The 18178-nt window shown below is 40.6% G+C and carries 9 protein-coding genes; 2 read left to right on the forward strand and 7 right to left on the reverse strand.

Features of this window, described 5'->3' with window-relative positions:
- Positions 1 to 8 precede the first annotated feature (8 nt).
- Both VXM68_RS20290 and VXM68_RS20295 read right to left on the reverse strand, forming a co-directional pair.
- A complete protein-coding gene (locus VXM68_RS20290) occupies positions 9 to 2054 on the reverse strand; it encodes a beta-L-arabinofuranosidase domain-containing protein (RefSeq protein ID WP_367209822.1) in 2046 nt (681 codons plus the stop codon).
- Positions 2055 to 2254: 200 nt separating this feature from the next.
- Positions 2255 to 3415, reverse strand: a complete 1161-nt coding sequence (locus VXM68_RS20295) for an aldose epimerase family protein (RefSeq protein WP_367209823.1) — start codon at positions 3413 to 3415, stop codon at positions 2255 to 2257.
- 176 nt (positions 3416 to 3591) lie between these two features.
- Here VXM68_RS20295 and VXM68_RS20300 point away from each other — a divergent pair, with 176 nt between their 5' ends.
- A complete protein-coding gene (locus tag VXM68_RS20300; RefSeq protein ID WP_294182817.1) occupies positions 3592 to 6747 on the forward strand; it encodes a two-component regulator propeller domain-containing protein in 3156 nt (1051 codons plus the stop codon).
- A 2-nt stretch (positions 6748 to 6749) separates the two neighbouring features.
- Positions 6750 to 7517, forward strand: coding sequence for a response regulator (locus VXM68_RS20305; RefSeq protein ID WP_293954587.1), 768 nt, complete (start codon positions 6750 to 6752; stop codon positions 7515 to 7517).
- Positions 7518 to 7751: 234 nt separating this feature from the next.
- On the opposite strand, the gene VXM68_RS20310 is transcribed toward VXM68_RS20305, so the two are convergent.
- The 5 genes from VXM68_RS20310 to VXM68_RS20330 all read right to left on the reverse strand — a co-directional run bounded on the left by VXM68_RS20310 (position 7752) and on the right by VXM68_RS20330 (position 17966).
- Positions 7752 to 9929, reverse strand: coding sequence for a hypothetical protein (locus VXM68_RS20310; protein ID WP_294182819.1), 2178 nt, complete (start codon positions 9927 to 9929; stop codon positions 7752 to 7754).
- 139 nt (positions 9930 to 10068) lie between these two features.
- Positions 10069 to 10881: a DUF3823 domain-containing protein gene (locus VXM68_RS20315; protein ID WP_293954583.1), complete on the reverse strand. Its 813-nt coding sequence runs from the start codon at positions 10879 to 10881 to the stop codon at positions 10069 to 10071.
- Positions 10882 to 11037: 156 nt separating this feature from the next.
- Complete coding sequence (locus VXM68_RS20320; RefSeq protein WP_294182821.1) at positions 11038 to 13098, reverse strand: RagB/SusD family nutrient uptake outer membrane protein; 2061 nt, start codon at positions 13096 to 13098, stop codon at positions 11038 to 11040.
- Positions 13099 to 13203: 105 nt separating this feature from the next.
- Entirely contained in the window at positions 13204 to 16383 is a 3180-nt protein-coding gene (locus VXM68_RS20325) for a SusC/RagA family TonB-linked outer membrane protein (protein ID WP_367209824.1), read from the reverse strand.
- 125 nt (positions 16384 to 16508) lie between these two features.
- The gene (locus VXM68_RS20330; RefSeq protein ID WP_367209825.1) at positions 16509 to 17966 is read right to left on the reverse strand and encodes a glycoside hydrolase family 76 protein; all 1458 of its coding nucleotides are present in this window, start codon (positions 17964 to 17966) and stop codon (positions 16509 to 16511) included.
- Positions 17967 to 18178: the final 212 nt, after the last annotated feature.

The following is an 18178-nucleotide window of genomic DNA, read 5'->3' on the forward strand; positions in this document are numbered from 1 at the left end:
TATTTATACTATTTTACAGTTGGAAAAGCAGCAATGCGCAAACGTGCTGCTCCCATGGGAATCAGTTCAACTTCCTGCACCGCACCCTTGCTTTCCACCGGACTCAGGGGCAATACGCCCGTTAGTCCATTTTCATCAATTTTCCATCCATCAATACGTTTCGCTTTCACAAGAATCGAAATAGGTACCGCTTCTGCGTCAAAAGGAAATGCATCTTTAGACCATGGTCGTTTGACCACTTTTAGTTGGTCAACAGCTTGTAGCTGATTCTGTACAAGTCCGTAATTCCAGTCACTTGCAGGAAGGATTTCATAAGATGGCCATTTTGATGGATCTGCAGTCTCCTGCCATTTAGAATCCCCAATTGCCGAAGCCTTACTATCCTTTTTCACATAATTCTCTTTGATTTTGAGTGCATAGGTCAATGGTCCACGCTGGATACTCACTGAGTTTTTATTGGCCGTCCATGTTTTCAGATCTATGGTCATCGGTAAGGAGAGTTCGACCTTGTCGCCGTCTTTCCATTTCCGTTCAATCCGAATATATTTTGCTCCAGCTTCTACAGCCTGACTTTTACCATTAACCGTCACTTTGGCTTGCTTCGCCCAGGCAGGTATACGGAGATAAAAGGGGAAATCAACCGTTTTACCCTGTGTTCCTATTTCAAATCGCAGCGATTCTTCAAACGGATAATTGGATTCTTGTCTGATCTGAATGGATTGATTGTTTCCGACTTTGACTTCAGCTTTTGATGCGGCATAAAGTACTGCCGCAACACCATTATCATTTGTTGCCATATACAGATGCTCCGCATAATATGGCCAGCCCTGACTGTGATTATGTTGACAACAACGTGAACTGAAGGGGTTCATCATTAAAAATGGTCCATTATTATCAATCCCGGGAGCATGATTATGGCTATCGCTGATAGTCATATTAGGGCTCGTGATATAGCGTAATGCTTTAAAATCGGCTGTCACAGCGGCTGGGTAAGTATTAAAAGCAACTTCTTCCGCGTGATCCGCCCAAAAAGGATCGCCTGTTATCCCGAGAAGGATTTCATTGGAAGCCATCTGCTCCACCATTCCACAGGTTTCCACTCCCTGACGGGGATCGGTATATCCCGGACGTGCATTTTCATCGGCCCCGAACATGCCGCCCGGAACCTGACCAAATACTTGTCTGACAAAATGAAAATTATCGTAGGTTGCGTTAAGATCTGCAGTCGACTGGCTTTTCAGATAATAGGTTGCTGGCTCTCTAAAACACTGCGCTACGTTAACATTGTGCCAATTGGGCAGATCATCCTTCTGCCGCCAATTGGCTGTATTCCGATGAATTTTATCTGCTAAATCCATCAACCATTCATTACCCTGTGTTCTGTTATAAAGCCAATATACGGATAGCAAATTATCACCACCACGACTGTTCTCCCAATAATCCTTGAGAAAAAAACTATCTGGCAAATTGGCCTGCCATTTAAAATAATTGATCATCAACGTTATGACACGCTGGTCACCGCTATATTCATAATAGGACTGCAAACACCATAACATCAACATATTCCCCCAAAGATCGGGTTTGTTATTACGCAGGATCAATGGGCCAAAGTATCCATCAGGACGCTGGCTTTTTAGCGCGGCCTCTAACCAGATTTTTGACTCTGCTATTATCTTAGGGTCTTTCAAGATGTAGCCCAAATTAGCGTAGCCTTTTAACCAATAAGGAACTTCTTCCCAGCCATAATCTCCTTTCCCATCCGTACTTAACCACGCATTATTTTTTTTGGACAACCAGGCACTAATTTCTCCCAAATGGCCTGTAAGACCATCTTTTTGCAACTCGAGGTACTTCCCTAACCAGCCTTCTGGCACGATACTACCCACGGGTAATTTTAGCAAGGCATTTTGTTTTAAAGGCAATCGGTTATTAATATAGCTTAAATTTTTTCCCTCCGCCGGCAGATGATCAACAGTAATTACGACATTGCTTTGCGCTGAACTTAGAAAACAAATTCCAATCAAATAAGATAATAAACCGATTTTTTTCGTCATTGTTGGCTTGATTAGTTTATAACAGATTATCCAAAAATAAGGTTTAATGAATGAGTTGGATGTTTGATTTTTCTCAAAAAACTGCCTATTTGTATCAAATCAATAAAACGCAATTGAAAAATCCTTTTAAGCCTATAAAATGAAGAAAGCGCACCACTTCACAGCGGTGCACTTCCAAACCAATCACTATTAAATATGTATTACTTTACCGAAAAACGATACAGGGATTTTGTCTGATAAACTTGCCCAGGGTTAAGCACAGTTGTTGGAAAATTAGGCTGATTTGGGGCATCCGGAAAATGCTGCGGTTCGAGGCAAAAGGCCGTACGAAAGGAATCTTTTTTTCCATTCTTCAATTGCACTTGTTCGTTCATAAAATTACCGCTATAAAATTGTATTCCAGGTTCTGCAGTCAGAATATCCATAACAATACCTGATTTATCTCCAATCACATGGGCCGCTTTATACCAGTCTCCTTCCTTTTCTCTACTCAATACAAAATTATGATCGTAGCCCTTTCCAAAGCTCAGTTGCTGATCATTGGCATTGATATCCTTTCCAATCGACTTTAAATTCGTGAAATCAAAAGGGGTTCCCTTTACCGATGCTAATTGTCCTGTTGGTATGAGTGTACTATCCACTGGTGTGTATTCATTCGCAAACAATTGAAGCTGATGATCCAGTATTGTACCGCTTCCTTCACCATTTAAATTAAAGTAAGCATGGTTGGTCAAATTGATCACCGTCTTTTTATCGGAAGTAGCACGATAGGCAATCATCAATTCATTATTATCGTTAAGCGTATAAGTCACTTCCATCTGGATGTTTCCTGGAAAACCCTCGTGTCCATCAGGTAAGGTGTAAGCAAAAGTAAGAGACGATTTATCTGACGATTTTAATGTCCAATGGGCGAAATGCACACCTTTAAAACCACCATGCAGTGTATTAGGACCGTTATTTACCGCCAATGCATAGGTTTTATCATCCAACTTAAACTTTCCCTTAGCAATCCGATTACCAAAAGGCCCTACAATAGTACCGAAAAATGGTTCTTTGGGATTATTATAATCAGCCGCTTTAGAAAAACCCAAAACAACATCGCACAACTTACCCTTATTGTCAGGCACCCATAATCCGACTAAACGAGCGCCAAAATTGGTAAAATAAGCTTGTACGCCATTTTTATTGCTCAGTTCATATAGATAAGCCTGTTTTTGATCAATAGTTCCGCTGAACTGTGCGGTATCCATGAAGGCCGATAAAGAATCTGCTTTAGCAGATTTGGAGCCAGTCGATTGCTGACAAGACACACAAAAAGCGAGCATTGCAGAAAGACCAAGCAAGGTCATTTTTCCTTTCATTCGTCGTATTTTAAAATGGTTTATAATCTTCACTTAGATAGAACTTGTGTCCATTTCTAGATTTTTTTATAATTTTAGCGATTACAATACATAGGCTAAAGTCTTAATTTTTTTGAGATACTTTAAGATTAAATTGTTTCATTTTAGCACTATTTTGTATCAATAACCAAATAATCATGATCAACCTGAGGTTTCTACGCGTTGTATTGTTTCTGCTGCTTCCGCGCTTGCTCTATGCACAGCCCTATTATTTTAATCATTATCAAATTAATGAAGGATTGTCAAACAATGCAGTCATCTGTAGTATGCAGGATAGTCAGGGCTTTCTTTGGTTCGGCACGAAAGATGGGCTAAATCGCTTTGATGGCAATAATTTCAAACATTTTAATGCCGCTAGCGTTGGGAAAAACAACCTGGGTGGCAACAACATCATTTCGTTAACAGAAGACTTTCGAAAAAGAATATGGATTGGTACAGATCAGGGAATCTATTGCTACGATCCTGTGGATGAAGAATTTAGACTCTTGAGCAAACAATTTGAAAATGCAGATGTCCCTGTTATCATTACCGATCAACGCAAAAAGATTTGGTTTATATCCAACGGAATGCTCTATTTCCATGATTTGATCAGTCAGGAAATCCGACAACTGACTAAATCAGACCTGTACATCACATCCATCAACTGCACGAAAAACGGAACTGTGTTTTTCGGCACACCTGAAGGGAAGATTTTCCAAATAGATGCTTCGGGAACCCCTGTGCTTATGCTCGACTTTCAAGCAAAATATGGTGCTAAAGATTGGTTTAGTATTGAGAAAATAAAAGAAAATCACCAAGGAGACTTATTGATTGGTACTTCCAAAACTGGGGTATACAGCTATCGATTTAAAGACAAATCGCTTAAACCCATACTAGGCCCCGAACAATTGAAGCAATTTCTCTATGTAAGAGATATTTTACAGCCAAACGATCATGAATATTGGTTCGCAACAGAATCTGGTCTCTTTATTTATCAAATAGCTACTCAACAATTCATCAATATTCAAAAAGAGCAAGAAAATCCCTGGGGCATATCCGACAATGCTATTTATAACATCCTACAGGATAAAGACGAAGGTATCTGGTTGGGAACGTATTTTGGTGGAATCAACTACTATCATAAAAACAACAGTATAATCGAAAAATTCCTACCACAGGACCGCCCGGGGAGCTTAAAAGGGTCTGCCGTACGCATTATAAAAAAGGATATCGACCATAATATCTGGATAGGCACTGAAAACGGTGGATTATCAAAACTCGACCCCATATCGGGTAAGATTCAAAACTTCTCGGACAAACAAGGCAATCTGGCAAATAACAACATCCATGGTATTCTTCCTATTGGCGACAAATTGCTGATAGGCACTTTCGTCAATGGTCTCGATATTTTTTCACCCAAGCTTAAAAAAGTTATCTATCACATCGACCGTAACAGTAATACCCCATCATCCGATCTCCAAAGTAATTTTCTTTTTTATCTCTATAAAACTCGTCGGGGGGATATCCTAGTGGCTTCAACCCGTGGATTATACCGCTTTGATTTTGATAAAAAATCATTCCACCTCATCAACAATGTTCCAGAATACATGTTTTACACAAGTATTTTAGAAGATAAAAAGGGTAACATCTGGGTAGGCACGTGGCGAGATGGCCTATTTTGTTATCACCCGACGACGCGTTACTTCAAACATTACACCCATCGGCAGAACGACCCTAGCTCCTTGCCAAATAATAGAATCAATAGCCTATTTGAAGATTCTCAACAGCAGATTTGGATAGCCACAGAAGGCGGAATGGCCAAGAAAAAATTAAATCAAGAGGGCTTTCAAAACATTGGTCTAGCAGAAGGAATGCCGAGTAATGTGACGCTAGCTTTCTTAGAAGATAAACAAAAGAATCTTTGGGTGAGTACCTCTAAGGGGTTGGTACGCTACCACCTTCCCAATGGTAGAAAACGGATTTTCAACTTGGAGTCAGGCCTCCCGACTATCCAGTTCAATTACAATTCATCTTTTAATGACGACAACGGAAACTTCTATTTTGGTACCATCAATGGGCTTATTCGTTTTAATCCCGAAAAGCTAAACCAAATTAACTATAAGAATCAAATACCGATTTATATCACTAATTTTTACATCAACAACAGAGCGATCAATCAATATACCGATCCCAAGATTCTATCCAAATCAATATTATTCACTAAGAATATAAAACTAAAACACGACGAATCATCCTTCAGCCTTGATTTTGCAGCTTTACATTACCAAGCCCCCCATTCTATTCATTATAGTTATAAGATGGAGGGTCTTGACGACAAATGGATAGACATTACAAGTAATCAACGTGCATATTTTACCAAACTTTCTCCCGGAAAATATATTTTTACAGTAAAAGCAGAAGACCCCAATGGTAATACAATCCCTACTTTTGCTAGTCTTAAAATCGCTATTCTTCCACCTATATGGGCAAGCTTACCAGCCTTTATTTGCTATGCATTAATAGCCGCTGCATTGATTATATTTATTATTTATCATTTTAATGAAAAGATCAAACAACGCAATCGACAACATCTTTTAAGCGTACAGAACCTACGCGAACAAGAACTCTATCGTTCAAAAATCAATTTCTATACCGATGTTGCGCATGAGATACGAACACCATTGACCTTGATCAAAGCGCCCCTAGAAAAACTTATGGATAAGGTAGATCATAATCCCGTCACCGACAAACTATTATTGACCATGCAAAACAACACGGAGAAACTAATTGCCCTAAGCAACCAATTGCTGGATTTTAGGAAAGTCGAAACGGAAGGGTTTAAATTACACTTTGAATCGGAAAACATCAGCTTGATGGTTCAGGAAATCATCGGAAATTTTACAGTGACTTTACAGTCGCAGGGGAAACAGATTGTATCGCAAATTATGCCTGATATTATCGGTCAAATCGATGCGGACGCATTTGACAAGATATGTTATAACCTATTGAATAACGCTCTTAAATATTCCTTATCTTTTATTGAGGTAAATTTGAATATGGATAAACAGAAAAATATCTTTATATTGACCGTGAAAAACGACGGCGCTTTAATTCCTTCAGAAGAAAGGGAAAGAATTTTTGAACCATTCAATCGCTTAAAACAAAATAAGAATGTTCCTGGAAGTGGTCTGGGCTTGGCATTGACAAGATCCCTAACGTTGAAACATCGAGGCACCTTGTTATATACTATAAATGACCTTCAATTGAACGTATTCACTTTGACGTTACCTTTGAATCACAATACAAATCCATAATTATGAATGCCAAATCCAATTTATTACTAGTAGATGACCATACCGAACTACTCGAATTCATCGCAGATGATCTCAATGAAGATTATCAGATAACGACGAGTTCTAATGGAAAACAAGCGTTGGATTTACTAGCTTCTGAATATTTCGATCTGATTGTAAGCGATGTAATGATGCCGGAAATGGATGGTTTTGAGCTTTGTCAAAGAATCAAGGAAAACATCGCGTATGCACACATTCCAGTTATCCTTTTGACTGCAAAAAATAGTATTGAATCAAAAATTCAAGGGCTGGAATTTGGTGCTGATGCTTACATCGAAAAACCGTTTTCGCCTGCTTTTTTGAGGGCGCAGATAGCTAGTTTGTTAAAAAACCGGATAAAGGTTAAGGAGTTTTTTATCAAAAATCCAATGTCCCAGATACAACAGATCGGCCAAAATCAAAGTGAACAGGAGTTCCTGCTGAAAATTGAAGAAATTATTATGCAGCACCTCGATGATCCACAGTTCAATGTCGACCGAATGGCCGACATACTTTGTATGAGTAGACCTACACTCTACCGCAAAATCAATGTTGTATCGAGCCTCTCCCCTAATGAATTGATTAATTTGACCAGGCTTCGAAAAGCAGCAGAACTGCTTATTCAAAAACAGCATAAAGTTTACGAAATTTCAAATTTACTAGGTTACAGTTCCGCAACACATTTTTCGCGTAATTTTCAAAAACAGTTTGGCCAAAGCCCAACTGAATTTCAGGAATCACAATCGAAGTGACCTATTACTTGAGCCACAACATCCATTCTAGACATATTAAACTTAGGTAAACATGTAAGATTTCAAATACATCTGTTCGAAATTAAATTCAAATTACTCTTCTATTTGAAATAAAAAGAGAACCAGATTCGCTAGGAATCTGGTCCTTTTTTTAGCATCGGATCTGTCGATTAAAGCATACTTCAGCGCATGTTTTCGTGATACATATCGGTATTTTTTATCTTGACATGGATGTTACAATTCAATATCAACTTGCACACCATCAGGACTATTTTCAAATCCCAGTAGATAGGTGTTTGTTCTCGTATCCCAATTTACTTCCGAAAACACATCGCGTTTCCCTACCAAAACACGCTTTGGCTTATTAGGCAATAATATACGCGAAACGTTCGTCGTGTTAATCGGGCTTTTCGCAATAAATGAATACCGATCATTAGCCGTTACTTCGCTGTAGATACGACTTGCGGATGCCAACACCTGTGGTTGTTGTTTATTCTTTATGTGATCGATATTCACAAACAAACACTGCTCATTCGGCTGTATACTTTTAGACGTGATAATAGGCAAAGCCGGATCGTAAAGATCGATTAGGTTTCCGTTAACCTGATAAGGTTGATTGCTCACACTCTCATCCAATACAGCGACCAGATCGTAATTGCCTCGCGTCAGTGTAAAATAATTTTTAAATTGCAGCTTTTTCCCTCGACCAATACTTTCATAAAGATTCTTGGTCACATCCAGCAGTTTCTGATTGTTATCAGGTTTAATCACAAATTCCTTAGGATCGGATCGTAAGACGTACAAAGTACCTTTCCCATACCTGTATTTTCCCTCTTTTGCCATTTCGTCCTTCAGTCCCATCTGCTCAAATAGATGATCGGATGGCCTTTGATACTGTCTACCATTGCTATTCCACCATTCCTGTACCGATTGAAAAGGATCGAGATCCGTTCCACAGTAAATCAAGACGCCACCATTTCTCACCCAATCCGCGAGGTGATGATGTGCTTCAGGGGCTAAAGGCTTCATATTGGAATAAGACATGAGCAGGACTCTCGTGTCCGCGAGTGCATTCTTGACCGCTAAATTCTCCAAATGAACTGTTTTTATAGGTACCCCGCGTTTTAGGAAAGGAAGGGCGAGCCCATAAAAGTTGGCTAATTGTGGATCATCATATCCTTCATGTGTAGGAAAACGCTGGAACATCAGTGAATTTGCCAAGAGCACACTGATCCCTGTCGACCCAGAGACTTTGCTGGTTGATTTGGGCATACTGTTCAGGCTATTGATCATCACCTGCATTTGGGTCGAATAGTGTCTTGGTATTTTTTCTTTTTGATCACTATTAGGACTTGTTTTATACAGTCCCTCATAAATACGTTCAGGCCAGGGCATCACCTCATAGTCGGCGATATTCGGATATAAAAGCTGTGCTGTGAATGTCGCCTGATAGTTTTTCTTGTAGTCGGCCCAATCCCGAGGCCAATCTTCGATCGGATCTGTCAAAAAAAACATCTTCCGTCCAGTTGGTGCAGTCATGGATTCCATTGCACCATATTCCAAAAATGCCGTTTCGAAAACCCTTTCTTTTGCGACGCCATTAAAATAATTAGGCTCACGTGAAGTTCCTGTCCATACCTGCGCTATGTAACCATCCACACAGGGAAGAGAAGCCAAACTCGCTTCGGGACTAATGATCATCCACTGCGAATAGTTGATTAAAGAGTGTGTCGGCACATAACATTTTACGTCCATCCCTTTGGTTTTACCATAAGATTTAGCATAAGTAAAGACTTCATTCAGCGCATGAAGATATAAAGCATACTTCAATTTATTCGACAAGTAAGTGTTTTCGGGCGATTCGTGTTGCGGTCGCCAATCAAAACCATAGTACCTTTTCCATTCATTTTTAAACGATTCACTGTATCCGGCACGTGCCCAAAATTCGGGTTCTTCCATAAATATGGCGTCGATGCCAGCATCAATGACCCTTTTGATATGCATCTCCTTAATATACTTTAAATAATTTTCACTAGGAACGATATATGGAACCATATGACCATGCCAGATGGTGTCGCCTTTGACATCGACCTGTCCCTCATCCAGGTGCATCTTCCCATCCCATTTCCCTGTAAAGTAATCTTGGTACTCGCCCCAGGCAATCCCCGTCATAAAATGAGCAATATACCCCTTATCACGCCAAGATTTCACACGATCTTCAAAGGGTAACTTTCTGGATTTGTCGGAAGGGTTCCCTCCTGTTCCATAGACCATTACCGCATCCGCCCGGTTATCAATTGTTGGACGCCACTCCCTGGAGCTTTGAAATGTTGTCTTTATCGGATCTTTCTTTTGAGCGACCGTCGTCAGCGCCGCCAGCATCATTAGCGAAAGTATGTTCGTTTTTATCATAATTTATTATCTATTTCTACTACGCACAGTTTACGCCTATATTCCCCTTACAATTCAACAGGTTTAACCCATAAGATCTAGCAGATGAGGAGCGAGCCTATGATTTTAACAGACTCGCTCAACATGGATAAAGATGTGATTATTGAATATCGACCCTTTTGGCTTCGTTGTAATTCCATCTTCGCGTTCCCGTCCCCCGAGGCGTGTCGTAATTAATCCGCGAGGCTGCCCGAATAAAAACCGTCCGCCCTTTTGGGATTTCGCCCACAGATTCGAGATCAATAACCTGCCCCAATTTTGAGTTAAAGCTATTGCCACCATACTCAATTTTGCTAGACCAACGTTCATCTCGCGCTCTATACCCTACCGTGGAGGAATAGCTGACAAAGAATTGTATATCTGTCACATTTAAAAAATCCACATTGTAATTTCCTAGAGGTTCAATTATATCCCGAAAAAACTGTTCGGTTACGGCGCGTGTAACTTTTACCTTAGCTTTTACCTTTCCGTTTTCCACAACTGGATTTCCGACCCATTCGACTTTAAGAAAAGGATGCACCTCCATCTTAATTTCATGAGAGCCATTCAGCTCCATGTTTTTGCTGTCATCTGACAGCACCTTCCCATCGCCATCGGTACGTACCAATGGAATAAAAGGCCCATCAACAGTGATATTATAATTACCTTTAAACAATTTCGTATTTTGAAACGTCCCGTCGGGCATGCAATAGAAATCAGGGTTGTGCTCCACATTGTCACCCCAACTCAGCTCTGTTAATCGAACACGGATACCCTCACTTCCCTGATCGGTCAATATGGGTTCTCCGGTCGATGCGTCGACCACAATACCTTTTAATGCCACCGAAGGAGCTTCATAATTATCTGCCTCAAAAAGGCTGCACGAACTTAGCATACACATGATGCCTATCGCGCCGAAAATACTTTTTTTCATCTCTTTACGTTTAGTGATGGTTTGAATGTTCCGAATTTAGTTGCCTGCTATTTTCCGGAACGCTGCTCCACCAGTAATTCACTTTGTTATTAGAATTTCAGGCCTTACAAGTGACCTGCGCCGGGCCCCTCGAAGCGCTCAACACAGCATACTTGTTTATCGGTTAGGTTGCTGGTCAATCACTGGACTTTTCGCTACCTCTCCTCCGGGAATTTCAAAATAATAGTCTATAGGTGTATACCGGAATGTTTTGGTACTCACCCATTGAAATCGTGCATCAAAGAAGTATTTACCCGTTGAGGTGGAAAAAAATGGATATAAACCCCTGAACCTAAAATTTTCATTGTTGCTATATAGATTTTTATCCTTTTGTGTTCCCCAAAATCCATTCCGGCCTTCAAAATGCAGCACACGCCATCGACGCAAATCCCATTTTGCTTTATGTTCAAATGCAAGTTCCTTGCGACGCTCTCTTCGTACAATATCTCTTCCTGTATTATCTCCGGAAATCGCACCTGTTAGCAAATCTGCTCCCGCCCGCGAGCGAATCTCATTGACAGCACTGGTTGCTATCTGTAAAGGGTCGCTTCCATCAGCAGGATTAGCACCTAGCATTTTGAGTTCGACAGCTGCTTCAGCTGCATTTAATAAAACTTCAGCGTAACGCATTAAAATGAAAGGCTGATCAGACTTCCCTTCCCCCACTTCTTTTGCAGGATTTGTATTCAGCCATTTACGTACATAAAAACCAGTTAATGTGGCTTCACCATTATCGAAGAATGGCCCTTCGTTTCCGGCAGCATTCATTTTTTGTCCATTATAATCAACAGTTTGCTGACCACTACCATCTCTTGGACTCAGGTAAAGCATCTTGGGTGAGCCTGTGTAAGCATCCAGCTGTTGATAACGTGTATCCGCGTTTGCATAAGAATAATCCATGAACAATGGCTTTATGGGTGCTGAACCGGTGTATATGCCTGCCCGTATTTCCATTTTTCGATCCTTGAAGATATCATCGGGAAAGATAACATAAGCACGCAAGCGAGGTTCCGCATTCTTAAAGAAGTCCATCGGTTTGTCGTAAAGTCTATATTCCCCCTCCTTGCTGCTTTGTCCGGTCGTTACTTTAACTGTTCCGTCGGCGTATTTGTCAAATCCATCAAACAGTTCCATAAAATCTACCGTTGGACAAGTACCCGCAGAAAGTGGCGATCGAAAAGTGAAGGGCGAACTAAATGCATCAAAACTATGTGTCAATGTCGGATAAACATATTGTTTAACGTATATATTTTCCGGACTACTGAGGTCACTAAACATGTCCACCATATTTTGATACTGAGCATCTTTATCGTTCGCTGCCCATTTCTTTTTATACAGCGAATAGCCCCCACCTACTATTACCTGTCGAGCTGCGGCGTAAGCTTCTTCAAAGTACTTTTGTGATGCGGCTCTTGCTGTGGTGGCATCGAAACCAATCACCCGTACACCAGTTTTCCTTCCAAGACCAGTCAAGCGACCAGAAACAGTTTCATTATATTTGGCCACACTTCCAGCATAAAGCATAGCTTCGGACTTAAAAGACAGTGCTACAAACTTGTTGGAATAACCTGTTTTAGGACTCTTCGCCATAAGCAATTTAATCGCCTCATCGTAGTCTTTAAGGATTTGGTTCCACGTATCTTCTTCACTGGAACGAGGTATTTCCAGATTATCCAATGTGTTCGGATATTGAAGTTCTTTCGTCACCAAAGGAATTCCCCCGAAGCGTCGTGCCATGGCGTAAAACACGGTTGCCCGAACATAGTATCCCTCACCTAAGTAATGATTATAAAGTTCTTCAGAAAATTTATCCTTGTAATTGGGTAGAGTTTCAATGAGATGATTGGCATCCCGAAGTAATTCGAACGCTCTTTCCCAATACGCTGTCCGCTCGCCCGTAAACGAAGTACTGATTCCATCCCTGGTCACAGCTTCGCCCGTCCCTTCAATGCCAATCGCAGCCAGCCAACCATTGAACTCTATCCCCCATTGTGCCATATATTTAAAATCTTCAAATGGCATTAGACTGTACATCCGAGCCATGTAGATATCCATACCGGCTGGGGTATTCAATAGATCTTGATCTGTGACAATATTTTTGGGCGTGATATCCAGATCGGCACAACCTACAAATCCGATGGAGCCAGCTAATGATAATATAATGAGTAATTTTTTCATCTGTATAAATTTGCTTTTCAATTGTGATGAAGCTATCCGATTTATTCATTCCCCAATAAGATTGAATAAATTATGATGGTTTCATTGGAACATTTTTTTTGCTTGCTAAAAAGTAAGCGATAAGCCTAATGAATAGGTTTTATTCAATGGATACATCCGACCTAAATTATCGTCTGGATGTTCGGGATCCACATATCGTACGCCTGTGATCGTAAATAAATTGTAAGCATTTGCATAAACACGTAATCGCATTGATGAGGATGTTTTTAAATTCGAAAAGGTGTACCCCAATTCGATGCTTTTAAGACGTAAATAAGCTGTACTCACCCGATTAAATTCAGAATTGGATTTTGGATATCGTCCGGTGAAACCATAATAGCCCCGAACCCATTCAGTTGCGGGATCATAAGGATCTGCCAATGGATTAACAGGGTGCCAGCGGTCAAGATATTGTTCAAGGGTTCCGCCTCCATTTGTTCCCCATATTGCATAAAGTGGTTCCTTATATTCCATTGAACCCAAAGCTGAGCCTTGAAATAAGAGGTTCATATCGAAATTTTTATACGCTGTTTCGAGGTTCAAACTATAATTGACCCAAGGCGTCTGATCAAAGGCAAATGGATGTTCATCCTGATCGTTGATTTCACCATCCCCGTTCCAATCTAGGTATTTATAATCTCCAGGCAATACATCACGTTCCTTGTAAATTGGATAACTCCAGATATCGTCCCAATTTTCAAACCGTCCTGCCGATTCATAGCCAAATTGTATCCCTTGATACCGGTTGTTGAAGTTGTCATTACGCCAACGGTCGTACGAGTTTTTATATGGGCCATTTTGAACAGCTGTGAGATATTTATTTCTAGTCACCGTGGCAATCGCGCGAATATTATAGGAGAAATCGTTGATTTTATTACGGTGTTTCAATTCCAACTCTAATCCCATGTGACGATCACTATTGGCATTTTCCATCGGGGCTATGGCCCCAATTACTGTAGGGAATTCACTTGTACGCCGTTGAAATAATCCTGATCGCGTGCGTTCAAAATAGTCCAAGGTAAAACCGAACAATCCGTTCCAGCCTTCAAAATCTAAACCTACATTAAATGTTTTCGCTTTATACCAAGTAATTAACTCGTTGGCGATAGCCTTTCGACTTACACCCGTAATGTATTTATCACCGAAAATGTAGCCTGGTGCATATTGATTGTTGTATCCATTTTCAGCATTTCCGCTGGTTGCAGGATAAACATAACCCGGTACCCAACCAAAATCCCATGAGTCTGACAAATCATCGCCCAGCACACCATAACTACCTCGTAATTTCAGTTGATTAACAAAAGAGAGGGCGTCGATCGATTTAAAAAACGGCTCTTCAGAGATACGCCAGCCTACAGAAGCGGAAGGGAAAAATCCCCATTGATGCCCTTTTGCAAAACGGGAAGATCCATCATAGCGAAACTGGAATTCGGCAATATAACGTCCAGCAAAATCATAGTTAACACGTCCAAATAGTGCAGACTTCGCTTCATTATAATAGTCACCGATCCCACCATACATGGAAGTCATTTGTCCATCTTCTACACCAGCGAGCAATTGATCTGAACCGAAAGCAAGATTTTTCAATCCATAGAAGTTATCGCCATCGTTTTTTTGTGATTCCCAGCCGACAAGTGCAGCTAGCTTATGTTGATTTCCAAAAGTTCGATCATAATTCAAAATAAATTGCCCCAATACCTGTTGCTTATCATAAAACTCCCGCTTCATTTGATTTGGACTACTCAAGTTATAGAGTTTCTGATCATATTTACCCGTTGTTTTATTCAACGCATACTGATAATATTCTTTTCTGAATAGGGAATTGTTATCTGCACGGTAATCGTAACTAATTAATGCCTTTGCCGAAAATCCTTGAAGAAAAGGAGATAAATTACTCAGCTCATAATTCAATGCGGCGGAAGATTGAAAGGTCTTCTTTTTGAATTTGCGATAGCCGGAAATAGATGCATCCATCATCGCGACTGTATTTTGTTCTAAATCTAGTCCCTCATAATTTAACAAGGTATTGTTGGGATCTGCGTATGCAGGAAACAATACACCCTGACGCCAATAATTCCGAATGATATCAACAGCACTGTTGTAAGGATTATTTTGCTGATCGGCCATGCCACTGATATTTAAGTCAAGTTTCAATCCCTTAGCTAATTCTGCCGAAATATTAGACCGTAAATTGTATTTATTATAATTGAGATCACCTGATTTAAAAAAGCCTTGCTGGTAGGAATAACCTCCCCCAATATAATATTGAACTTTATTACTTCCACCAGAAAAGCTAACATCGTGTTGAGTCTGCGGCGCATATTTTGAAAAAATCAGACCTGTCCAATCGGACGAACGTCGAGTACCATTTCTAAAATCTTCAAAATCCTTCTCGGTATATATGGGACTACCACCATTGATATTGTTCATGGATTTCTCATTATAGACCGTCATGGCACTGATTGCATCAGCCAATACAGGCAGTCCCGAAGGCCTTTGAAAAGTATAAGATCCATTATAATTGACGATCGTCTTCCCTTCCTTTCCCTTTTTTGTCGTTACCAGTACAACACCATTTGCCGACCTCACCCCATAAATAGCAGCCGATGCATCCTTCAGTACCGAAACGTCTTCAATATCACTTGGATTCAGACGCTGAAAGTCTTCACTTGTACGGGGTACCCCGTCAATTACGACTAAGGGAGCTCCCATACCACGTATATCAAAATTAGCACTATAAGCTCCTGGCTCTGCACTCTTCTGCCAAACACGTACACCGGCCACGCGACCAGTTAGCATATTCTGTGGATTTTCGTTTTTCGTCTGCCTCATTTCTGTCCCCTTGACAGATGCAATGGCACCGGTCAGGGATTGTTTACGCTGCGTACCGTAACCGACTACGACAACTGTTTCCAGCTGCATGTCATCACTTTGCAATACGACATTAATCGTAGACTTCCCGTCTGTAACCTCCTCCTTTGCACTGAAGCCGAGGGATTTAAATAATAGTTTTTTACCTTCAGGAACACTAATAGAATAGCTTCCGTCCGCGTTAGTCGTTGTCTCTATACGACTATCTGCGTTCTGAACCGATATCGTCACTCCAGCAATCGGCTTATTGTTACTATCCAATACTTTTCCCCTGACATTCCGTTGTTGGGCCCATCCGATGGACGGAATACCCAGCGCCATCAGCACAAGCAGTGTGCTGATTCGCCGCCTCGATTTCCCTATATCCTTTTTCATCTTAATAAATTGGTTTTAACTAGTGATTGTGCTATTTGAAGTATTTCATGAGCGTTTAGGCTCGGTTTTGTTGATATCTGTTACTAAAATAAATCTTGCTTCCGTTGATCTTCTACCTCATCCGGTTATTTCCCGTCATGATCCTGAGATAGCATGGCGTACTGTGCCGCATAGGCAAACATGAACATCCCCTCTAGGTTGTTTTTACCTGTGTCTGCGTGCCACCCCCCGAGAAGATCTTGCGGCAATAAGCCTGAACGCAAAAAGTATGTATATCCATAGTCTAAATTCTGTTGAAAGGATTTCTTATAGCTGCCAGCTTTTTTGAAAACTGGAGAAATCTGAAGAAATCCTCGAAGCAATACTCCATTAAACCAGTTATTAAACCCATCCGACGCATAAGTATAGTGTGTAGGAACCTGCGAACCCGGTGTAGCAAAATATTGGAAACTCGCATCGGTCAACTGCTCTCCGTCTTCCAAATAGATTTTTGATTGAGTCGCCCGATACAGATCGGCAGCTCCAGAAATCATTGTACCGCTGTTATACGAAAAAGAGGTCCCAACAGCTCTCCTCAATTGGGTATTTTTTCGGTACTTTATACCATCCACAATTTCGTAGGCAACACTGCAATCTGGATAACATTCGCCCAGCATATCATCATATACACCTTTATCGTTCAATAGATGATCCTTTTGCCAAGCATAAATCCTTTTAGCAAAATCCAAATAATACTTGCTCTTCCGAATCGTTTTCGAACGGCGGGATTGTTTGTCTTCTATATCAATATATCGATATGTTATTAGGTCCTTCTTGGTTTTATAAATTTCGTGTAACCAAACCAGCGGGCTAACCATTGGTGCATTGCTACAGGCGTGTTTTGTGACATAGCCCGGTCCCCAAGGTATTCCACCATTTTCATGCCCCCGATTATCGCGTGTGCAGTCCCATCCATCCAGAACATAAGCAGTCAGATACTCGGCTTCCTTTAGATAAGTATCTTTACCAGTCAGCCGGTACCCCTCTATCAACTCCCGTATCATCCACATCTGATCGTCATAAACATTGAGTACGCCGGTTACATTGGCTTTGCCTTTTTCCCCGACACGATCCACAGCGTACACTGTCCAGTCCTTTGTCTGTGTAAAGGATGTAAAGTTGAAGGAACCTAAATAATAGGCTGCATTACCATGGAGCTCCGCCAAAAGATTAACATAGCGTTTATAGTTTTGATCGAATAAACGATAGTTCCCCTTTTCTTTCTGCGACTTAAGCCCCCCTAAAATGGCATTGACAGCTTCTATCGAAGCGGAATACATCCATACACTTGCTTTTTCTTGGGAGCGCACCTTTGTATCCGGGTTATAAAAACGATACATAACTTGTCGATCGGCCGAGAAATAAACTTCCATTGACCGGTCAAAAAGTTCCATCGAACGGCGTAAGTTTTGCTCTTGAACAGTGCGGCTGTTATTGCTATCGGCAGCGGGAAAAGATTTTTGTGCCTCGACATACCCATAAGGAACAATCATCATGGATATAGAAGCAACAATAACAAATTGCAGCTTTTTAAAGACTTTCATAAGTGATATTTTCGATTTATAATTAGTTCGAGTTTCTACCGGAAATACCTGTAGGAATTCGAACGCAAGGTAGTATTGACTGATTATTTTTTGGGTTAAATTTGGGTTAAAACGTAAAAATAAAACGATAACCCTAGCCCCCACGTTTTTTTATATTATCATCAATGATACAAATACAACTTGGTGATTGTAACATAGGTTTTATTTTATTG

This window comes from Sphingobacterium sp. R2, assembly GCF_040760075.1.
GTDB lineage: Bacteria > Bacteroidota > Bacteroidia > Sphingobacteriales > Sphingobacteriaceae > Sphingobacterium.